The sequence below is a fragment of the Marinomonas rhizomae genome (assembly GCF_024397855.1).
GTDB classification, from domain to species: Bacteria; Pseudomonadota; Gammaproteobacteria; order Pseudomonadales; family Marinomonadaceae; genus Marinomonas; species Marinomonas rhizomae_A.
Genome location: NZ_CP073343.1, coordinates 2,172,419 through 2,187,478, shown reverse-complemented (window position 1 = coordinate 2,187,478; position 15,060 = coordinate 2,172,419). Strand labels below are relative to the sequence as shown.

The window sequence follows — 15,060 nt, the reverse complement described above, 5'->3', positions numbered from 1 at the left end:
CAACTATGTTAATTGATACCCATTGCCATCTCGATATGCTTGATTTGGCTCCTCATAACAATGATATCAACTCAGCCATCGATGCAGCGTACCGCCAGGGCGTTAGACAGTTGCTGACGATTTCTGTTGATCTTAACAAAATGGATACTGTGTTAGGTTTCACCCAGCGTGATGGTATTTACGCTAGCTGCGGTGTTCACCCATTACAGAGCGAAGGTTTGGTTACTGATGAAGTGCTTTTGCGTCAGTTCGCAGCAGACCCTAAAGTGATTGCTATCGGTGAAACGGGCTTAGATTACTTTTACGAAAAATCAGCAGAAGTACATGAGTCTCAGAAAGTGAGTTTCATGCATCACCTTAAAGCCGCTGGGGATTTAGAACTTCCTGTTATTGTTCATACTAGAAGTGCCAAAGAAGATACTCTGTCTTTGATTAAGCAATATGGTAATCCTAATAGCGCAGGTGTATTGCATTGTTTTACCGAAGATTACGATATGGCCAAAGCTGCATTGGATGAAAACTATCTCATCTCCATTTCTGGTATTGTGACCTTTAAAACGGCGCAAGATCTCAAGGAAACCGTTCGTAAGTTACCGCTAGAGTCTTTGATTATTGAGACCGACTCACCTTATTTAGCACCAGTACCTTATCGTGGCAAAAAAAATGAGCCTCAGTATGTGTCAGAAGTGGCTCAATATGTGGCCGATTTGAAAGGCATTCGTTATGAGGCCTTACTAGAAGCGACAGCTGCCAATTTCCATCGAGTTTTTGCGAAGGCAAATCCGCAGCATCAACTTCAGCTCTAGATGGTTTGCCAAAATTTCGCGTAATTGAGTAACAAAAAGTTGGACTACTGATGTTTTTTGCTAATAAAACCATGATATTTCTGCTTCTATATAGTCGAAGTGAAATCACAGTGTTAGTCTCAACATATTGTATTTATTTAAAATATTTGAAAGAAGAGCCTTCTTCTTTCGCAAGCCTATTTTTTGAATGGCTTGTTAGACATAAGGAAATCCATTGATGTCCAACATGGTTACTTCTCTACCTTATCAAGCTCTTTCAGCCAAAGTTCCTGCGGATCACCTGACTTTCAAGACATTAAACGACATTGAGCCGCTAAGCGGCATTTTAGGTCAAGAGCGTGCCGTTGAAGCCATTCAATTTGGTGTGGCGATGCAGCGCCCAGGCTACAATATTTTTGCTATGGGTGATTCTGGTACTGGCCGCTCTTCCTATGTACTCAGTTACTTAAAGAGTGAAGCAAAACGCCGTCCAGCACCTAATGAATGGGCTTACATTAATAATTATACCGAAAGCCATCGCCCAAAGGCATTGGAATTTTCTCCAGGACAAGCCTCTGAATTCGAAAAAGAAATTCGAGCGCTAATCGATGGGTTAATGGTTACCTTTCCTGCTGCTTTTGAAAACCCAACGTATCAGCAGCAAAAAAGTATAATCGATCGTGCCTTTAATGATCAGTACGAAGCCGCGATTAATAAAGTAGAACGAGTGTCGGGGAAAGTTGGTGTTGCCATGTTTCGTGATGCATCCTCTGTGAGTTTTGCGCCAATGAAAGATGGCAAAGCACTGGAAGAAAATGAGTTTGCTGCATTAACAGATGATGAACGTGATGCATTTCAGGAAGGCGTTTCTACACTGGAAGGGTTGCTTAATGAAGAGTTGTTGGGTTTACCACAATGGAAACGCGCAACCTACGAGAAAATTCGTCAGCTGAATCTAGATACCGTTAAAGAAGCTCTGGATCCATTAATGTCAGCCTTGTTTGAAAAATACCAAGATGATGCGGATATTAGCTCACACTTAAAGGCCTTGAGAGACGATCTAGACAAAACTATTATTGATCAAATGGCCGATGACAAAGCCACTGAAAATCGTGATGAGATTGGTCGCCGTCAGTTTTATGAAGAACTGTATTTACCCAATATCGCCGTTACACACGAAACCAGTGGCGGGCAGCCCGTGGTGTATGAACCACATCCTACTTATCGTAATTTATTTGGTCAGGTGGAGCACAGTAGCGATCAAGGTATGTTGGTAACAAGTTATCGCTTAATTCGTTCTGGTAGCTTGCATGCGGCTAATGGCGGTTATTTGATCTTAGATGCTGAGAAACTGCTGACAGATCATTACTTGTGGGAAGCCCTTAAACGCGCCCTTAAAAGTAAAACGATCAAAATTGAGCATCCTTATGCGGATATGGGATTGATGAATACCACGACCTTAACTCCGCAAGATTTACCTTTGCAAGTGAAAGTTGTGCTGATAGGCGCTCGTGATATTTATTACTTGCTACAAGATGCTGATCCTGATTTTCAAGAAATGTTCCGTGTGTTAGTTGATTTTGACGATACTCTAAAACGCTCTAAAGATTCTGAGTTGTCTTTTGCGCGTCTAATGAAGGATCGAGTTGATAAAGAAGAATACGCTAACGTGACACGTGATGGCGTTGCCGCCTTGATCGAATACAGCGGTCGTTTGGCTGAACATCAGCGTGAAATGGCAGCGAAAATCGGCGATGTGTTTGAGTTACTAGGTGAAGCGGATTTTGTGCGTCAAATGGCGAAAGAGGAAGAAATTACTGCCAACCATATTACACGTGCTTTAAAAGCGAAAAAGCATCGAACGGGTCGTGTTAGTGAAAAGATCATAGAAGAAATCATTGAAGGTACAGTGTTGCTTGAAAGTGACGGTTATGCGGTTGGTAAAATTAACGGTTTAACCGTTATGCAGATTGGAGATAGCAGCTTTGGCGCGCCTGCGCGTATTTCCACGACAGTTTATCCGGGTGGAAAAGGCATCATTGATATCGAAAGAGAATCAAACCTAGGTCAAAACATTCACTCTAAGGGTGTGTTGATCTTGTCTGGTTATCTTGGTAATAAATACGCTCAGCGTTTTCCGTTAGACATATCCGCTTCCATCGCTATGGAGCAAAGTTATGGGTATATCGATGGAGACAGTGCCTCTACGGCAGAATTATGTTGTTTGTTATCTGCATTGATTCAGGTTCCTTTACGTCAAGACCTTGCCATTACGGGCTCTTTGAATCAGTACGGTGAGATTCAGGCCATTGGTGGCGTAAACGAGAAAATTGAAGGATTCTTTAATGTTTGCAGTGCGCGTGGATTAACCGGCACACAAGGTGTGATTATACCTAAGTCTAATGCGGTTAATTTGATGCTAAGTGATGAAATTATTGATGCCGTAAAAGAGGGGATGTTCCATGTTTATGCTATTTCTACCGCCGATGAAGCATTGCACTTATTGACAGGTATTGAGCCCGGTATTGCCGATAAAGAGGGCGAATATCCAGTAGATTCTCTATCTGCTCGAGTGATAGAACGATTAGAAGAAATCTCTAAGCTTGGCGAAGAAGAGGAAGATGAAGAAGAGGAAGATGAAGAAGCATCTGATAATTCGTCAAAAGGAAATAAAGATAAAAAATCAGAGAAAGACAAAAAGCCTGAAAAAACTCAAAAATAAAGGTTAAGAACGCATAGCTTTAGTGCTTACCATTGGTTCTCTTAATGATTTTAGTTTTACATTGGGAGTTAACCAAAGAAAAAACCGTGTAATAGAGGTCGTCCGCTTTGACATAAACAAAGCTGGCGACCTCTTTTCTTTTGCTAGGAAGGTGCTTTTTTAAAACCATCGCGCTTTTGAATGTTTTCCCACCCATATATTTCTGCGCATCTTTGTCGGCTGCAAGTTTTGCGTCAAAGTCACTGCATTCTGCATAGACAAAACTGGTCGCAACTAGACTAAGCAGGATAAGTAAATGGTATCTAAACTTAAAAATATTGAACTCCTATTGTGTTTGAATGACTAACTTATATTACAGCCTAGTGATATTGGTAAGATACACGTCAAACACCTTAAGTGTCATTAGTGAATTAGACTGCAATGTCAATATCGTTTAGCGCATTACAAGATAGTAGGTGTTTTTTTTAGCGAGCATGCTATTTTAAACATATTGTCTTGTGTCATTGGTTTCATGCTTAAGTATTTTAAGAATAAAGGGTGTATTTATGAAAAAGGGTCTTCTTACTGCTGCAGTTATTTCTATCACTTGTTCATCCGGTGCGTTTGCACATGGTTCATGCGACACAGAACTACATGGATATATGCAAGATATCAAAGATGAAATGCGCGCCATGTCATCTGATGTAAAATCTGGAGACAATCAATCTGCAGCAAAACATGTAGATTCTCTTATAAGTTATTTTGAAAAATCACGCAGCGAAACGCCTCATAAATTTATCCATGACGATCTAAAAGGCGCAGAGTTAAAATCTCAAACCGCCGAATACCACAAAGTTGTTGATGGAATGATTGATGTGCTTAAAAATCTAGAAGGCGCATTACAGTCTGGCGATTCTTCTAAAGTAAGAGAATTGCTTGGAGCAATAGTTGAGCACAGAAATTCAGGACATAGTTCTTTTAAGGAATGCTAATACTGTTTGATGACCTAGAGTGAATTCACTGCTACAATGCGCGCGATAAAGAGAGGATATTATGGCTCGTGTTAAAAAATCGCGCAGTATGCGTGGAAAACTTGGAAAAACTGGTTCAAAAGAGATGATGAAAGAGCAAAACAAAGCTCGTAAGGCTTCATCAACTCGTCGTTTTGTGACAAAGAAATCCAAGGAACGCAAAGAACAAGCGCACAAAAAGCTTGAACGACTAGGTTTGCTTCCAGAAAAAGATGCTGGGGCAGCTCCCGTGCGACCTCGTCGTTTTGTTTTCGTGAAACCTGTTGATGAAAAGGCAGAAGAAGCGAAAATAGAGGTAGAATCAAACAATGTTGATACGGACAGTGAAGATCTGTCAGTAGACGAATTGTTGTCTGCATTTACTGAGCAAAAGTAAAAGCAGAAAAATAAGTAAATCAATGTACAATAAAAAAGGCTGCTGATGCGGCCTTTTTTTATGCTAAAAAAAGCATCGTAGAATAAAAATTAACTAGGATAATCTGATAGATAGGTGATAAGTGTGAAAGCTTCTGTTCCGATGTCGAGTGTTCGCTATCTTTTAAAAGCTGTGGAGAGCCAAGGGTTAGATCGTCAGTCAGTATTAGACAGCTTGGAATTAACGCAAGATGAAGTAGAACAGAGCGAGTCATTCCCCGCTTATCGTTACGGCATGCTTTATCAGAAAATCATGTGGCTGATGCAAGACGAGTCTTTTGGAATGCTCAGTGGTGGTAAGGTTCCAAACGGCACATTCAGAATGATGTGCCTGTGTATCATACATGCCCGAAGTTTGACCCATGCTTTGTACCGCTGCAGTGATTTTTATGAAATATGCAGAGGGCCAACGGTGAAGCCAGTTCTGATCAAGAAAGGGCGCTTTGCTATGGTGACCTTTGCCGCTTTGGATTCTTCTGAAGACAAAATCAACGAACTTGTGGTACCTGAGTCAAAAGAGCAATTAAGAACGACCCTTTCCATGTGGCATCATTTTATTTGCTGGTTAATCGGACGTCGATTAAATTTGAAGGCAGCTTATTTTACTAGTGAGCGTCCAGATGATGTGGAGTATTACAAAACTCTTTTTCAATCCGAAGTGAAATTCAATCAGCACGCGAATGCCTTAGTATTTCCAGCAAGTTATCTTGATATGCCAATTGTCCAAACGGAAGACAGTCTGAGAGGCTTTTTAAAAACGGCCCCTTACCAATTATTGGTGATGGTTGAGAACGACAACAGCTTGAAGTCACAAGTCATGGCGATGCTAGGGAAGGATTTTTCCAGAGAAATGCCAAGTGCTGATGAAGTAGCCAGTGCTCTTAACATGAGTGTGTCTACCTTGCGTAGACGCTTAAATGATGAAAAAACCTCCTACCAAAACATAAAGGATGATTGTCGCAAAGAAGCCGCAATTACCTATATGAATGCCCCTCAATTGAGTATTAATGATATTGCCGCTTTAATGGGCTTTGATGAGCCAAGTGCATTTTTTCGTTCCTTTAAAAAATGGACAGGAATGACCCCGGGCGAATATCGAAAAAGTGAGGAATATTTAAAGTTTGGTAAAGCAATGAAACGCCTATAAATTAGGCTCTTAACGCTTTATATTTTGTCTCATGAATGAATTTGTTAGAAATATAGGTCTGTATTGTTATTGAGAGATTTGCTTTATTTTTCCATTCTATAGGTATAAATCCGCTCGGATAAACTAACTGGAGAATAAAAAATGAGCGAATACCTATATCCAATCAACGACATTTTATTCAGCTTACGTTCTGTTGCTAAAACGGAACGCCTTACACCTTTTTTAGAAGATGCTGTCGATAACGATTTATTGGAAGCGATTCTGGGTGAAGCCGGAAAATTAGCAGAACAAGTTATTGCGCCCATCAATGCCAGTGGCGACAAAGAAGGCTCTCGAGTAGAGAATGGCGAGGTTATTGAAGCAAAAGGCTTTAAAGAGGCTTTTAAGGCTTATTCAGAAGGAGGCTGGATTGGTTTATCTGGTGACCCTGAATATGGCGGTCAAGGCCTTCCTTCTTATGTTGCTACTGCTGTTAACGAAGGCGTTCAAGCGGCCAATCTAGCTTTTTCTCTATGTCCTTTGTTAAGTCTCGGTGCAATCGAAGCGATTAGCCTGCACGCTAGTGACGAGTTAAAGAACCTCTACCTTCCTAAAATGTTGGCTGGCGAATGGGCTGGAACAATGAACCTAACTGAGTCCGCAGCGGGCTCCGACCTCGCGGCCATTGCTTGTAAAGCGATACCCGATGGGGATGTTTTTCGAATCAAAGGTCAGAAAATATTCATCACCTGGGGTGATCATCAAATGAGTGATAACATCATTCATTTGGTGTTAGCTCGCTTGCCAAATGCGCCTGAGGGTGTGAAAGGTATATCTTTATTCATAGTGCCGAAATTTACTTTGGATGATCAGGGTGAGCCTGCTCAACGTAATGATGTTCATGTGGTTTCTGTTGAACATAAAATGGGCATCCATGCCTCACCTACATGTGTAATGAGTTTTGGTGATAAAGAAGGGGCGGTTGGCTATCTTGTGGGTCAAGAAAACGAAGGCATTAAAGCCATGTTCACCATGATGAACAATGCAAGGCAAGGTGTTGGTTTACAGGGTTTGGCTATATCTGAGAGAGCGTACCAGCAAGCATTAGACTATGCTCAAGAACGTAAACAGGGAATGAATGCCGAGCGAACAGCTCGCGCTGCTATTATCGAGCATCCTGATGTGCTTCGTATGCTGATGACAATGAAGTCTCAAATAGATGCGATGCGCTCTCTTATTTACGTGTCTGCAGTGGAAAATGACTTATCACATTTCGCTTCAGGGGAAGACCAGAAACAAGCCATTGCTCGTACTGCGCTTTATACTCCAATTGTTAAAGGTTGGATCACTGAGCAAGCTCAGGAAATAACGTCGTTAGCAATTCAAGTGCATGGTGGAATGGGTTTCATCGAAGAAACGGGCGCGGCTCAGCATGCACGCGACGCGAGAATCTTGCCTATTTATGAAGGTACTAATGGTATACAGGCAATTGATTTGATTGGCCGTAAATTGCATTCAGACAAAGGGGTCGCCATGATGTCTTTATTGGCTGACATCGAAACTGAAATAGCAGAATGGCAGTCATCTACTGTGAGTGCTTATGCTGACAAAGTGAAACTAATTCTAGATCAGACTAAATCGGCCACTGAGAAATGTTTGGCTGCTATGGAAAAGAATCCTGTTTTAGGTACGGGCTTAGCGTATTCTTATATGATGTTAATGGGGTATTTGATTGGTGCCTGGTTGCAAGTAAGAGCTTTATACGCGGCACAGAATGATGAAAAACTCGACGAATCACAAAAAAATTCTTGGGAGCAATCTGTCTCATTTTATTGTGATCATGTTTTGCCACGGGCTTTGGGTCATGTTCACTCAATAATGTTTGGATCAACAACTGTTGACAAACTAAACAAAAATGTTTTCAATCGATGAAAAAGCATTTCATGACCGTAAAGAATGCCCTTAAAAAAAATAATGGGAGGCAACATGTCAGATAGAGAAGTAATGGAATTTGATGTTTTAATTGTTGGCGGTGGTCCAGCTGGGTTATCTGCGGCCTGCCGTATTATGCAAAAAGCACAAGCTGAAGAAAAAGAAATTAGTGTTTGTTTGGTTGAAAAAGGTTCTGAAATTGGAGCGCACATATTATCTGGTGCCGTAGTCGAACCATCCGCTTTAACGGAACTGTTCCCAGAGTGGCAAGAAATGGGCGCTCCGCTAAACACCAAAGTAAACGTCGACGAACTTCATTGGTTAGGTTCGGAGACAGCGTCCAAAAAATTTAACAATTGGATGATTCCGAAAACACTCCATAACGATGGCAATTATATTATTAGCTTAGGTAATCTATGCCGCTGGCTTGCTGAGCAAGCAGAATCTTTAGGTGTAGAAGTATTCCCCGGTTTTTCCGCTGCACATGTTGCCTACGATGATAAAGGCAATGTGGAAGGGGTGATCACGGGAGATATGGGGTTAGCAGCAGACGGTTCAGAAAAGGATGGCTTCATGCCAGGCATGTTACTGAAAGCCAAATACACTGTCTTTTCAGAAGGTTGTCGTGGGCATTTAGGCAAAGAGCTTCTTAATCACTTTGAGCTAGATAAAGACAAAGCCCCTCAGCATTATGGTCTTGGTATCAAAGAGTTATGGGATGTTCCTGAGTCTCAAAGCAAACCTGGCACAGTAATTCATACGGCGGGTTGGCCGTTAGGTAATGAAGCGGGCGGTGGCGGCTTTTTGTATCATTTAGAAAACAATCAAGTAGTGGTTGGTCTAATTGTTGATTTGAACTATAAAAATCCATACCTAAGTCCTTATGATGAATTTCAAAAATATAAACATCATCCGATTATCTCTGAGCACTTAAAAGGCGCCAAACGCGTATCTTACGGTGCTAGAGCGATAGCTAAAGGTGGCTGGGCTTCATTACCTAAAATGAGTTTTCCTGGTGGTTTGGTGATCGGCTGTGATGCTGGCACGTTGAATCCAGCCAAAATTAAAGGCACTCACACCGCAATGAAGAGCGGTATGTTAGCTGCAGAAAGTATTTATGATGCGCTTCAGGCAGAAACACTAGTAGCCGATCTGGTTCAGTTTAATGATGCAATGCGTAGTTCGTGGCTAGGTAAAGAATTGCAGCAAGCTCGTAACTTTGTTCCAGTAATGCATAAGCTTGGCACTTTTTGGGGCGGTGCGTACAACTGGTTAGATCAGAATATATTCTCTGGCGGTTTGCCATTCACATTCAACGATATGACACCAGACTATGCGTGCATGGAGCTGGCTGATAAACATGTAGCGCCAGAGTATAAAAAGCCAGATGGCTTATTAAGCTTTGATAAATTGTCTTCTGTGTTCTTGTCGAACACAAACCATGAAGAGAATCAACCATGTCATCTGAAATTAAAAGATGCGGCGATTCCAATACAAAGTAACTTACCCAAATATAATGAGCCCGCTCAACGGTATTGTCCAGCTGGCGTTTATGAAGTAGTCGAGTCCAATAGTGAGTCTGTTTTTCAGATAAACTCTCAAAATTGTATTCATTGTAAAACCTGTGACATAAAAGACCCTGCACAAAATATCACGTGGGTGACGCCTGAAGGTTCTGGTGGGCCAAACTACCCAAATATGTAGCTCTATTTGTGTTAGAGCAAACGGATCACTTATATGTGCTCCGTTTGTTCTTATTCACTACTGGATTTCACTTTTCGACTGATCAATAATAGAGATCTTCAAAAAGGGGAATCCTATGCGTTTATGGGTCGATGCTGACGCCTGTCCAAATGTTATTAAAACCATTCTGTTTCGTGCTGCTGAACGTGTTGAAATCCCTTGTATCTTAGTGGCTAACCAAGCCATATCCATTCCACCTTCCAAGTGGATCGAGCGTCGAGTGGTAAGTTCTGGCTTTGATGTGGCAGATAATTACATCGTCGATAACATCTCTACCGAAGATTTGGTTGTCACTGCCGATATTCCTTTGGCATCTGATGTAATTGAAAAAGGCGCTTTGGCAATAAATCCCCGCGGTGAGCTCTATACAAAAGAGAATATTAAACAGCGTCTGGGAATGCGAGATTTCATGGAACAGATGCGTTCATCTGGTGTGCAGATGGGCGGGCCAGCGACCTTTAATCAACAAGATAGAATGGCATTTGCAAACACACTAGATAAGTTATTAGCTCAAAGAATCAAGTGAGGTTTTAATCGAGGAATCTGGAAAGTAGTCGATGAATATTTTCCAGATTATTCAATGTTTATAGGTGATTTTATATGAAAAAAATCGTGGTTGTTGGCGGTGGCGCCGGTGGTTTGGAATTGGTTACCAAGCTAGGGCATAGCTTTGGTAAAAAGCGCCAAGCAGAGATTGTGCTGATTGATAGAAGCCAAACTCACATTTGGAAACCTCTGCTGCATGAGGTGGCCACGGGGTCGTTGGATATTAATAACGATGGCGTCAACTACCGAGCCCACGCTGCTAAGCACCATTATCAATTTCAATTAGGCACCCTGATGGGGGTTGATCCTGAAGCTCGTAAGCTGACCCTGGACTCTCTTTCTGATGATATGGGCCACATCGTTTTACCAGAACGTACTATTTCTTATGACATTCTAGTTATGGCGGTAGGCAGTGTGAGTAACGATTTTGGTACGCCTGGGGTGCTAGAGCATTGTTATTTTCTAGATTCCCATAAGCAAGCTGAGCGCTTTCAACAAGCGCTTTTGAATCAGTTTCTACGAATTCATCAAGAAGGAACTGATGCTAAGTTGAAGCTAGCCATTGTTGGCGGTGGCGCAACGGGTGTTGAACTGTCAGCTGAACTGTTTCATGTTGCCGACATGCTAAAAGCTTATGGCATGCCAGAAATGTCTGGTAAACGAGTGAATATCCAGCTTATCGAAGCTGGGCCTCGAATTTTAGCGGCGCTGCCAGATAGAATTGCCTCCTTAGCAACAAAAGAGCTGATCCGCTTAGGCGTCACCGTTAGTCAAAGTACTCGTGTTGTCCGTGCTTATGATGGCGGTTTTCAAACAGCAGACGAAAAAAATATCGAAGCCGACCTAATGATTTGGGCGGCAGGTGTAAAAGCGCCAGATTTCGTTGCTAAGATTGAGGGCTTTGAAACCACACGCAATAATCAGATTTTGGTAAAAGGAACCTTACAAACAACAGGGTTCGAGAATATTTATGTGATCGGAGACTGTTGCGCCTGTAAACAAGCGGATGGTTCTTTTGTACCTCCAAGAGCACAATCGGCCCATCAAATGGCAGCATTAGTATTTGATAATATCAAAGCATCTTTCTTGAGCGAGCCTTTAAAAGATTATACTTACAAAGATTATGGCTCCTTGGTTAATTTGAGCCGCTACAGTACAGTCGGCAATCTCATGGGTAACCTAATGGGTGGTTCAATGTTTATTGAAGGTCGTCTTGCCCGTTTTGTGTATGTTTCTCTATACCGACTTCATTTGATTGCGATACATGGTTGGCTTAAAGCAACGGTAATTATGGCGGCGCAAAAAATAGGCAAAGTTGTTAAACCAAAATTGAAATTGCATTAATTATTAGCCATCACAGGTAACTTAAAAACCGAGCCACTATGAGCTCGGTTTTTTTTGCTTCAAATTTTTTTCTACGTCTTCTAGTAATGCTTGACCTATGTGCAACACACAGGTTTTACACTATGGTAATGGTTTATACATTTCAAAGGAGTTCTTATGCGAGTGAGTGAGCTAGCGACAAAAGCTGATGTCACAGCCGAGACTGTTCGCCATTACACTAGACTTGGCCTGATTCACGCAGAACGAGACCCTAACAATGGCTATCAACTATACGACCATGTGGCATTACAACGATTAAATTTTATTCGTCAAGCCAGTGAATTAGGCTTCAGTTTAAAACAAATCGAAGAGATTTTTCATCAATCCGACAGTGGTGACTCACCTTGCCCTATGGTTCGGGACTTATTGCAAAAAAAAGTCCCAGAAACCAGATTGAAAATAGCTCAACTGCAAGCGCATTTAATCAAGATGGAAAATGCATTAGCCGCTTGGGAAAGCATGCCAAATGGTGCGCCTGATGGTCATTCAATCTGTTGTTTGATCGAAGATTGGGAAGAGACCAAATAGGGTATCAATAGCGGTACTAAGAGGAGGACTGAAATGACGCGAGCAGATTCAAAAACAGCCGATCAAAATACAACGTTTGCATTGAACGTTACAGGTATGTCTTGCCAAGGCTGCGTATCGAAAGTGCGCAAGCTCATTCAAGAGAAAAGCCCAGAAGCAATCATCGAAGGTATGCCGAAAGAGCATAAGTTGGTTGTTACGTCGGATTTAGATTTAGCAACAATTGAAGCCAGTGTCCAGAAAGCCGGCTATCTTTCACAGGGATTATTTGATTATGAGCGCGCTCAATTAAACGCTAAGCAGGAATCCCGAGATGACAAAGGCATTACAGATAAAAAGCAGGACAACTACGGTGAAGTGGACGATTCTGTTAATTATCAATTTTCTATTGGTGGAATGACCTGTGCTGGTTGTGTTAATACGGTACAAAAGGCGTTATTAAATTCTGAAGATGTTATTTCCGCAGATGTTAACTTCGCCAACCATACCGCACAAGTAGTCACCAAAGGTTCTCCAGATGCATTAATCAAAGCAGTAGAAAATTCAGGTTATCACGCAAACCTCATCCTTGATGCTGAGAAAAGTGAAGAAGAGCGAGACGAAAGGGAGTTGGCTGAATATTACCATAAACGTAGATCATCAGGACTTGGCTTAGGCTTAGGGATTCCCTTGATGCTATATGGTTTGTTGGGCGGAAACATGATGGTGAGCTCGCTCACTGATAGAGTTATCTGGTTTGTTGTTGGCGTTGCCACATTGTTAATTATGGTGAGTGCGGGTAAGCATTATTTCCGAGGTGCGTGGAAGGCCTTCACTAGTCATCAGGCGAATATGGATTTACTCATTGCTTTAGGTACTGGTAGCGCTTGGCTATATTCTATGCTGGTCGTGTTTGCACCGGTTAGCTGGCTGCCGGAAAATGCACGTCACCTTTACTTCGAAGCGTCAGTGATGATTATTGGGTTAATCAATCTTGGTCAAGCTTTAGAACTGAGGGCGCGTCGTAAAACGAGCCAAGCTTTGCATCGACTTTTAGATTTACGTCCAAAAATGGCCACTCTAGTAGCTGGTGATAGCGAATCTCGTATTAGTGTTTCTGATATCAAAGTAAATGATATTCTGCGAGTTCGTTCTGGTGACAAGATCCCTGTTGATGGCGAAGTCATAGAGGGTCTTTCAACAGTAAATGAATCCATGCTGACAGGCGAGGCAGCGCCAATAGAAAAGAGCACTGGGAGCTTGTTATCTGCTGGTACAGTAAACGGGCAAGGCAGCTTACTATTTAAAGCCACCCGAGTTGGATCTGACACCTTACTTGCTCAGATTATAACCATGGTGGGGAAGGCGCAAAACTCAAAACCACCGATCAGCGTATTGGCTGATAAAGTATCGTCTATCTTTGTTCCCAGTGTGATTATTATCGCCATTTTAACAGCACTTGCTTGGTTTAACCTTTCTTTATTTGGCATGGGCAATAACTCTGTTATGTCCTATATGTTGGTAACAACTATTTCGGTACTGATTATTGCTTGCCCATGCGCTTTGGGATTAGCGACGCCAATCTCTACAATGATAGGAATCGGCAAGGCCGCAGAATATGGCGGACTGATACGCAATGGCGATGCCCTGCAAAGAGCCAGTGAACTAACTGTCGTGGTACTTGATAAGACGGGAACGATTACAGAAGGTAACCCTAAAGTCGTTTACAGTGTTTATAATGAGCAAGCTCATTATAAGTTTGTTAACCAGTTGATTTTAGCCCTAGAGTCTCGAGCCAATCATCCTTTGGCGGATGCTTTGTTAAAACATTGCCAGACAGACGTAGAAGAAAAGCAAAATATCAACTTAGAAGAATTTGGTTCGCTGGTAGGTTTAGGCGTAAAAGGGCGTATTGACGGGGAAACTTATTATCTTGGTAATGAACGTCTGATGAATGAGAAGAACATACCTTTAAGTTTAAGCGCTTCTGATGAACATCATAATGCAGCAACTCGTGTTTACCTCTCTAATGAAACCATGCTATTGGCTGTTTTTTATATTGAAGATCCCATTAAACAAGGGGTTAGGGCGGCTATTTTAAACTTCAAAAAACAGGGTTTAAAAGTGGTTATGCTGACTGGCGATAACCCAGAAACCGCTGCTTCAGTTGCCAATACAGTTGGTATTGAAGATTATCATGCGCAGCTGATGCCAGACGATAAGCTGAACTGGGTTAAGAAGCTACAAGACCAAGGTGAGGTGGTTGGCATGATTGGTGATGGCATCAACGATGCTCCTGCTTTAGCTCAGGCCGATGTGGGTTTTGCGATGGGAGCAGGAACTGACGTGGCTATGGAAAGTGCTGACATTACTTTGATACATAATGAACTAACCGGCGTCGCTGATGTTATTCAGATAAGCTCCGCAACGTTAAGCAACATAAAGCAAAACCTATGGGGGGCATTTGCTTATAACAGTTTAGGTATTCCTATTGCTGCAGGGGTTTTATTTCCGTTTACAGGATGGTTATTGAGTCCAGTTATTGCTGGCGCTGCAATGGCGTTATCATCAGTCACCGTGGTGACTAATGCAAATCGACTGAGACTATTCCGTATTTCACGTTCTAATGGGTAAGTTTTGAGGAGGTAATGTGAGCGCGCTCATTAATGTAATAGGCTTTTTGCTAATTGTGTTTGTTGTTTATTGGTTTTGGTGGCCTCGCCATCAGAAAAAAGCAAAATGATAATCGCTAAAGAAACTTTTCATTAAACAATCATACTGCAAGTGTTGTAATATATTTGTGTTGATTAATAAGCCAAGGGTGCAAGCTCTTGGCTTATTTTGTTTTCAATCTTACATAGTCACTTCTACTAACAAATCTTGAATCAATCT

11 protein-coding genes are annotated in these 15,060 nt (G+C 41.8%); all 11 read left to right on the top strand.

What is annotated here, in order from left to right; translation table 11 throughout:
- Window positions 1-5 precede the first annotated feature (5 nt).
- The 11 genes from KDW99_RS10375 (at window position 6) to KDW99_RS10325 (ending at window position 14,802) form a co-directional block, all read left to right on the top strand.
- Window positions 6-806, top strand: a complete 801-nt coding sequence (locus KDW99_RS10375; RefSeq protein ID WP_255824627.1) for a TatD family hydrolase — start codon at window positions 6-8, stop codon at window positions 804-806.
- Between the two features lie 217 nt (window positions 807-1,023).
- Window positions 1,024-3,507 carry a Lon protease family protein gene (locus KDW99_RS10370; protein ID WP_255829238.1) on the top strand — a complete coding sequence of 828 codons (2,484 nt, stop codon included), beginning with the start codon at window positions 1,024-1,026 and terminating at the stop codon, window positions 3,505-3,507.
- A gap of 545 nt (window positions 3,508-4,052) precedes the next feature.
- Window positions 4,053-4,478 carry a cytochrome b562 gene (locus tag KDW99_RS10365; protein WP_255829237.1) on the top strand — a complete coding sequence of 142 codons (426 nt, stop codon included), beginning with the start codon at window positions 4,053-4,055 and terminating at the stop codon, window positions 4,476-4,478.
- A 61-nt stretch (window positions 4,479-4,539) separates the two neighbouring features.
- Entirely contained in the window at window positions 4,540-4,893 is a 354-nt protein-coding gene (locus KDW99_RS10360) for a hypothetical protein (protein WP_255829236.1), read from the top strand.
- A 123-nt stretch (window positions 4,894-5,016) separates the two neighbouring features.
- Complete coding sequence (locus KDW99_RS10355) at window positions 5,017-6,078, top strand: AraC family transcriptional regulator (protein WP_255829235.1); 1,062 nt, start codon at window positions 5,017-5,019, stop codon at window positions 6,076-6,078.
- Window positions 6,079-6,219: 141 nt separating this feature from the next.
- Window positions 6,220-7,989, top strand: coding sequence for an acyl-CoA dehydrogenase (locus KDW99_RS10350; protein WP_255829234.1), 1,770 nt, complete (start codon window positions 6,220-6,222; stop codon window positions 7,987-7,989).
- A gap of 54 nt (window positions 7,990-8,043) precedes the next feature.
- The gene (locus KDW99_RS10345) at window positions 8,044-9,693 is read left to right on the top strand and encodes an electron transfer flavoprotein-ubiquinone oxidoreductase (RefSeq protein WP_255829232.1); all 1,650 of its coding nucleotides are present in this window, start codon (window positions 8,044-8,046) and stop codon (window positions 9,691-9,693) included.
- A gap of 115 nt (window positions 9,694-9,808) precedes the next feature.
- Complete coding sequence (locus KDW99_RS10340; RefSeq protein WP_255829231.1) at window positions 9,809-10,258, top strand: YaiI/YqxD family protein; 450 nt, start codon at window positions 9,809-9,811, stop codon at window positions 10,256-10,258.
- Between the two features lie 74 nt (window positions 10,259-10,332).
- On the top strand, window positions 10,333-11,622 hold the full coding sequence (locus tag KDW99_RS10335; RefSeq protein ID WP_255829230.1) for an NAD(P)/FAD-dependent oxidoreductase: 1,290 nt from the start codon (window positions 10,333-10,335) through the stop codon (window positions 11,620-11,622).
- A gap of 156 nt (window positions 11,623-11,778) precedes the next feature.
- Window positions 11,779-12,189: a MerR family transcriptional regulator gene (locus KDW99_RS10330; RefSeq protein ID WP_255829229.1), complete on the top strand. Its 411-nt coding sequence runs from the start codon at window positions 11,779-11,781 to the stop codon at window positions 12,187-12,189.
- Between the two features lie 33 nt (window positions 12,190-12,222).
- Complete coding sequence (locus tag KDW99_RS10325) at window positions 12,223-14,802, top strand: heavy metal translocating P-type ATPase (RefSeq protein WP_255829228.1); 2,580 nt, start codon at window positions 12,223-12,225, stop codon at window positions 14,800-14,802.
- The last annotated feature ends 258 nt before the right edge of the window (window positions 14,803-15,060 follow it).

Bases quoted from the DNA above. Each gene is read 5' to 3' on its own strand.
- KDW99_RS10375 (WP_255824627.1), top strand. From the start codon at position 6: ATGTTAATTGATACCCATTGCCATCTCGATATGCTTGATTTGGCTCCT.
- KDW99_RS10370 (WP_255829238.1), top strand. From the start codon at position 1,024: ATGTCCAACATGGTTACTTCTCTACCTTATCAAGCTCTTTCAGCCAAA.
- KDW99_RS10365 (WP_255829237.1), top strand. From the start codon at position 4,053: ATGAAAAAGGGTCTTCTTACTGCTGCAGTTATTTCTATCACTTGTTCA.
- KDW99_RS10360 (WP_255829236.1), top strand. From the start codon at position 4,540: ATGGCTCGTGTTAAAAAATCGCGCAGTATGCGTGGAAAACTTGGAAAA.
- KDW99_RS10350 (WP_255829234.1), top strand. From the start codon at position 6,220: ATGAGCGAATACCTATATCCAATCAACGACATTTTATTCAGCTTACGT.
- KDW99_RS10345 (WP_255829232.1), top strand. From the start codon at position 8,044: ATGTCAGATAGAGAAGTAATGGAATTTGATGTTTTAATTGTTGGCGGT.
- KDW99_RS10340 (WP_255829231.1), top strand. From the start codon at position 9,809: ATGCGTTTATGGGTCGATGCTGACGCCTGTCCAAATGTTATTAAAACC.
- KDW99_RS10335 (WP_255829230.1), top strand. From the start codon at position 10,333: ATGAAAAAAATCGTGGTTGTTGGCGGTGGCGCCGGTGGTTTGGAATTG.
- KDW99_RS10330 (WP_255829229.1), top strand. From the start codon at position 11,779: ATGCGAGTGAGTGAGCTAGCGACAAAAGCTGATGTCACAGCCGAGACT.
- KDW99_RS10325 (WP_255829228.1), top strand. From the start codon at position 12,223: ATGACGCGAGCAGATTCAAAAACAGCCGATCAAAATACAACGTTTGCA.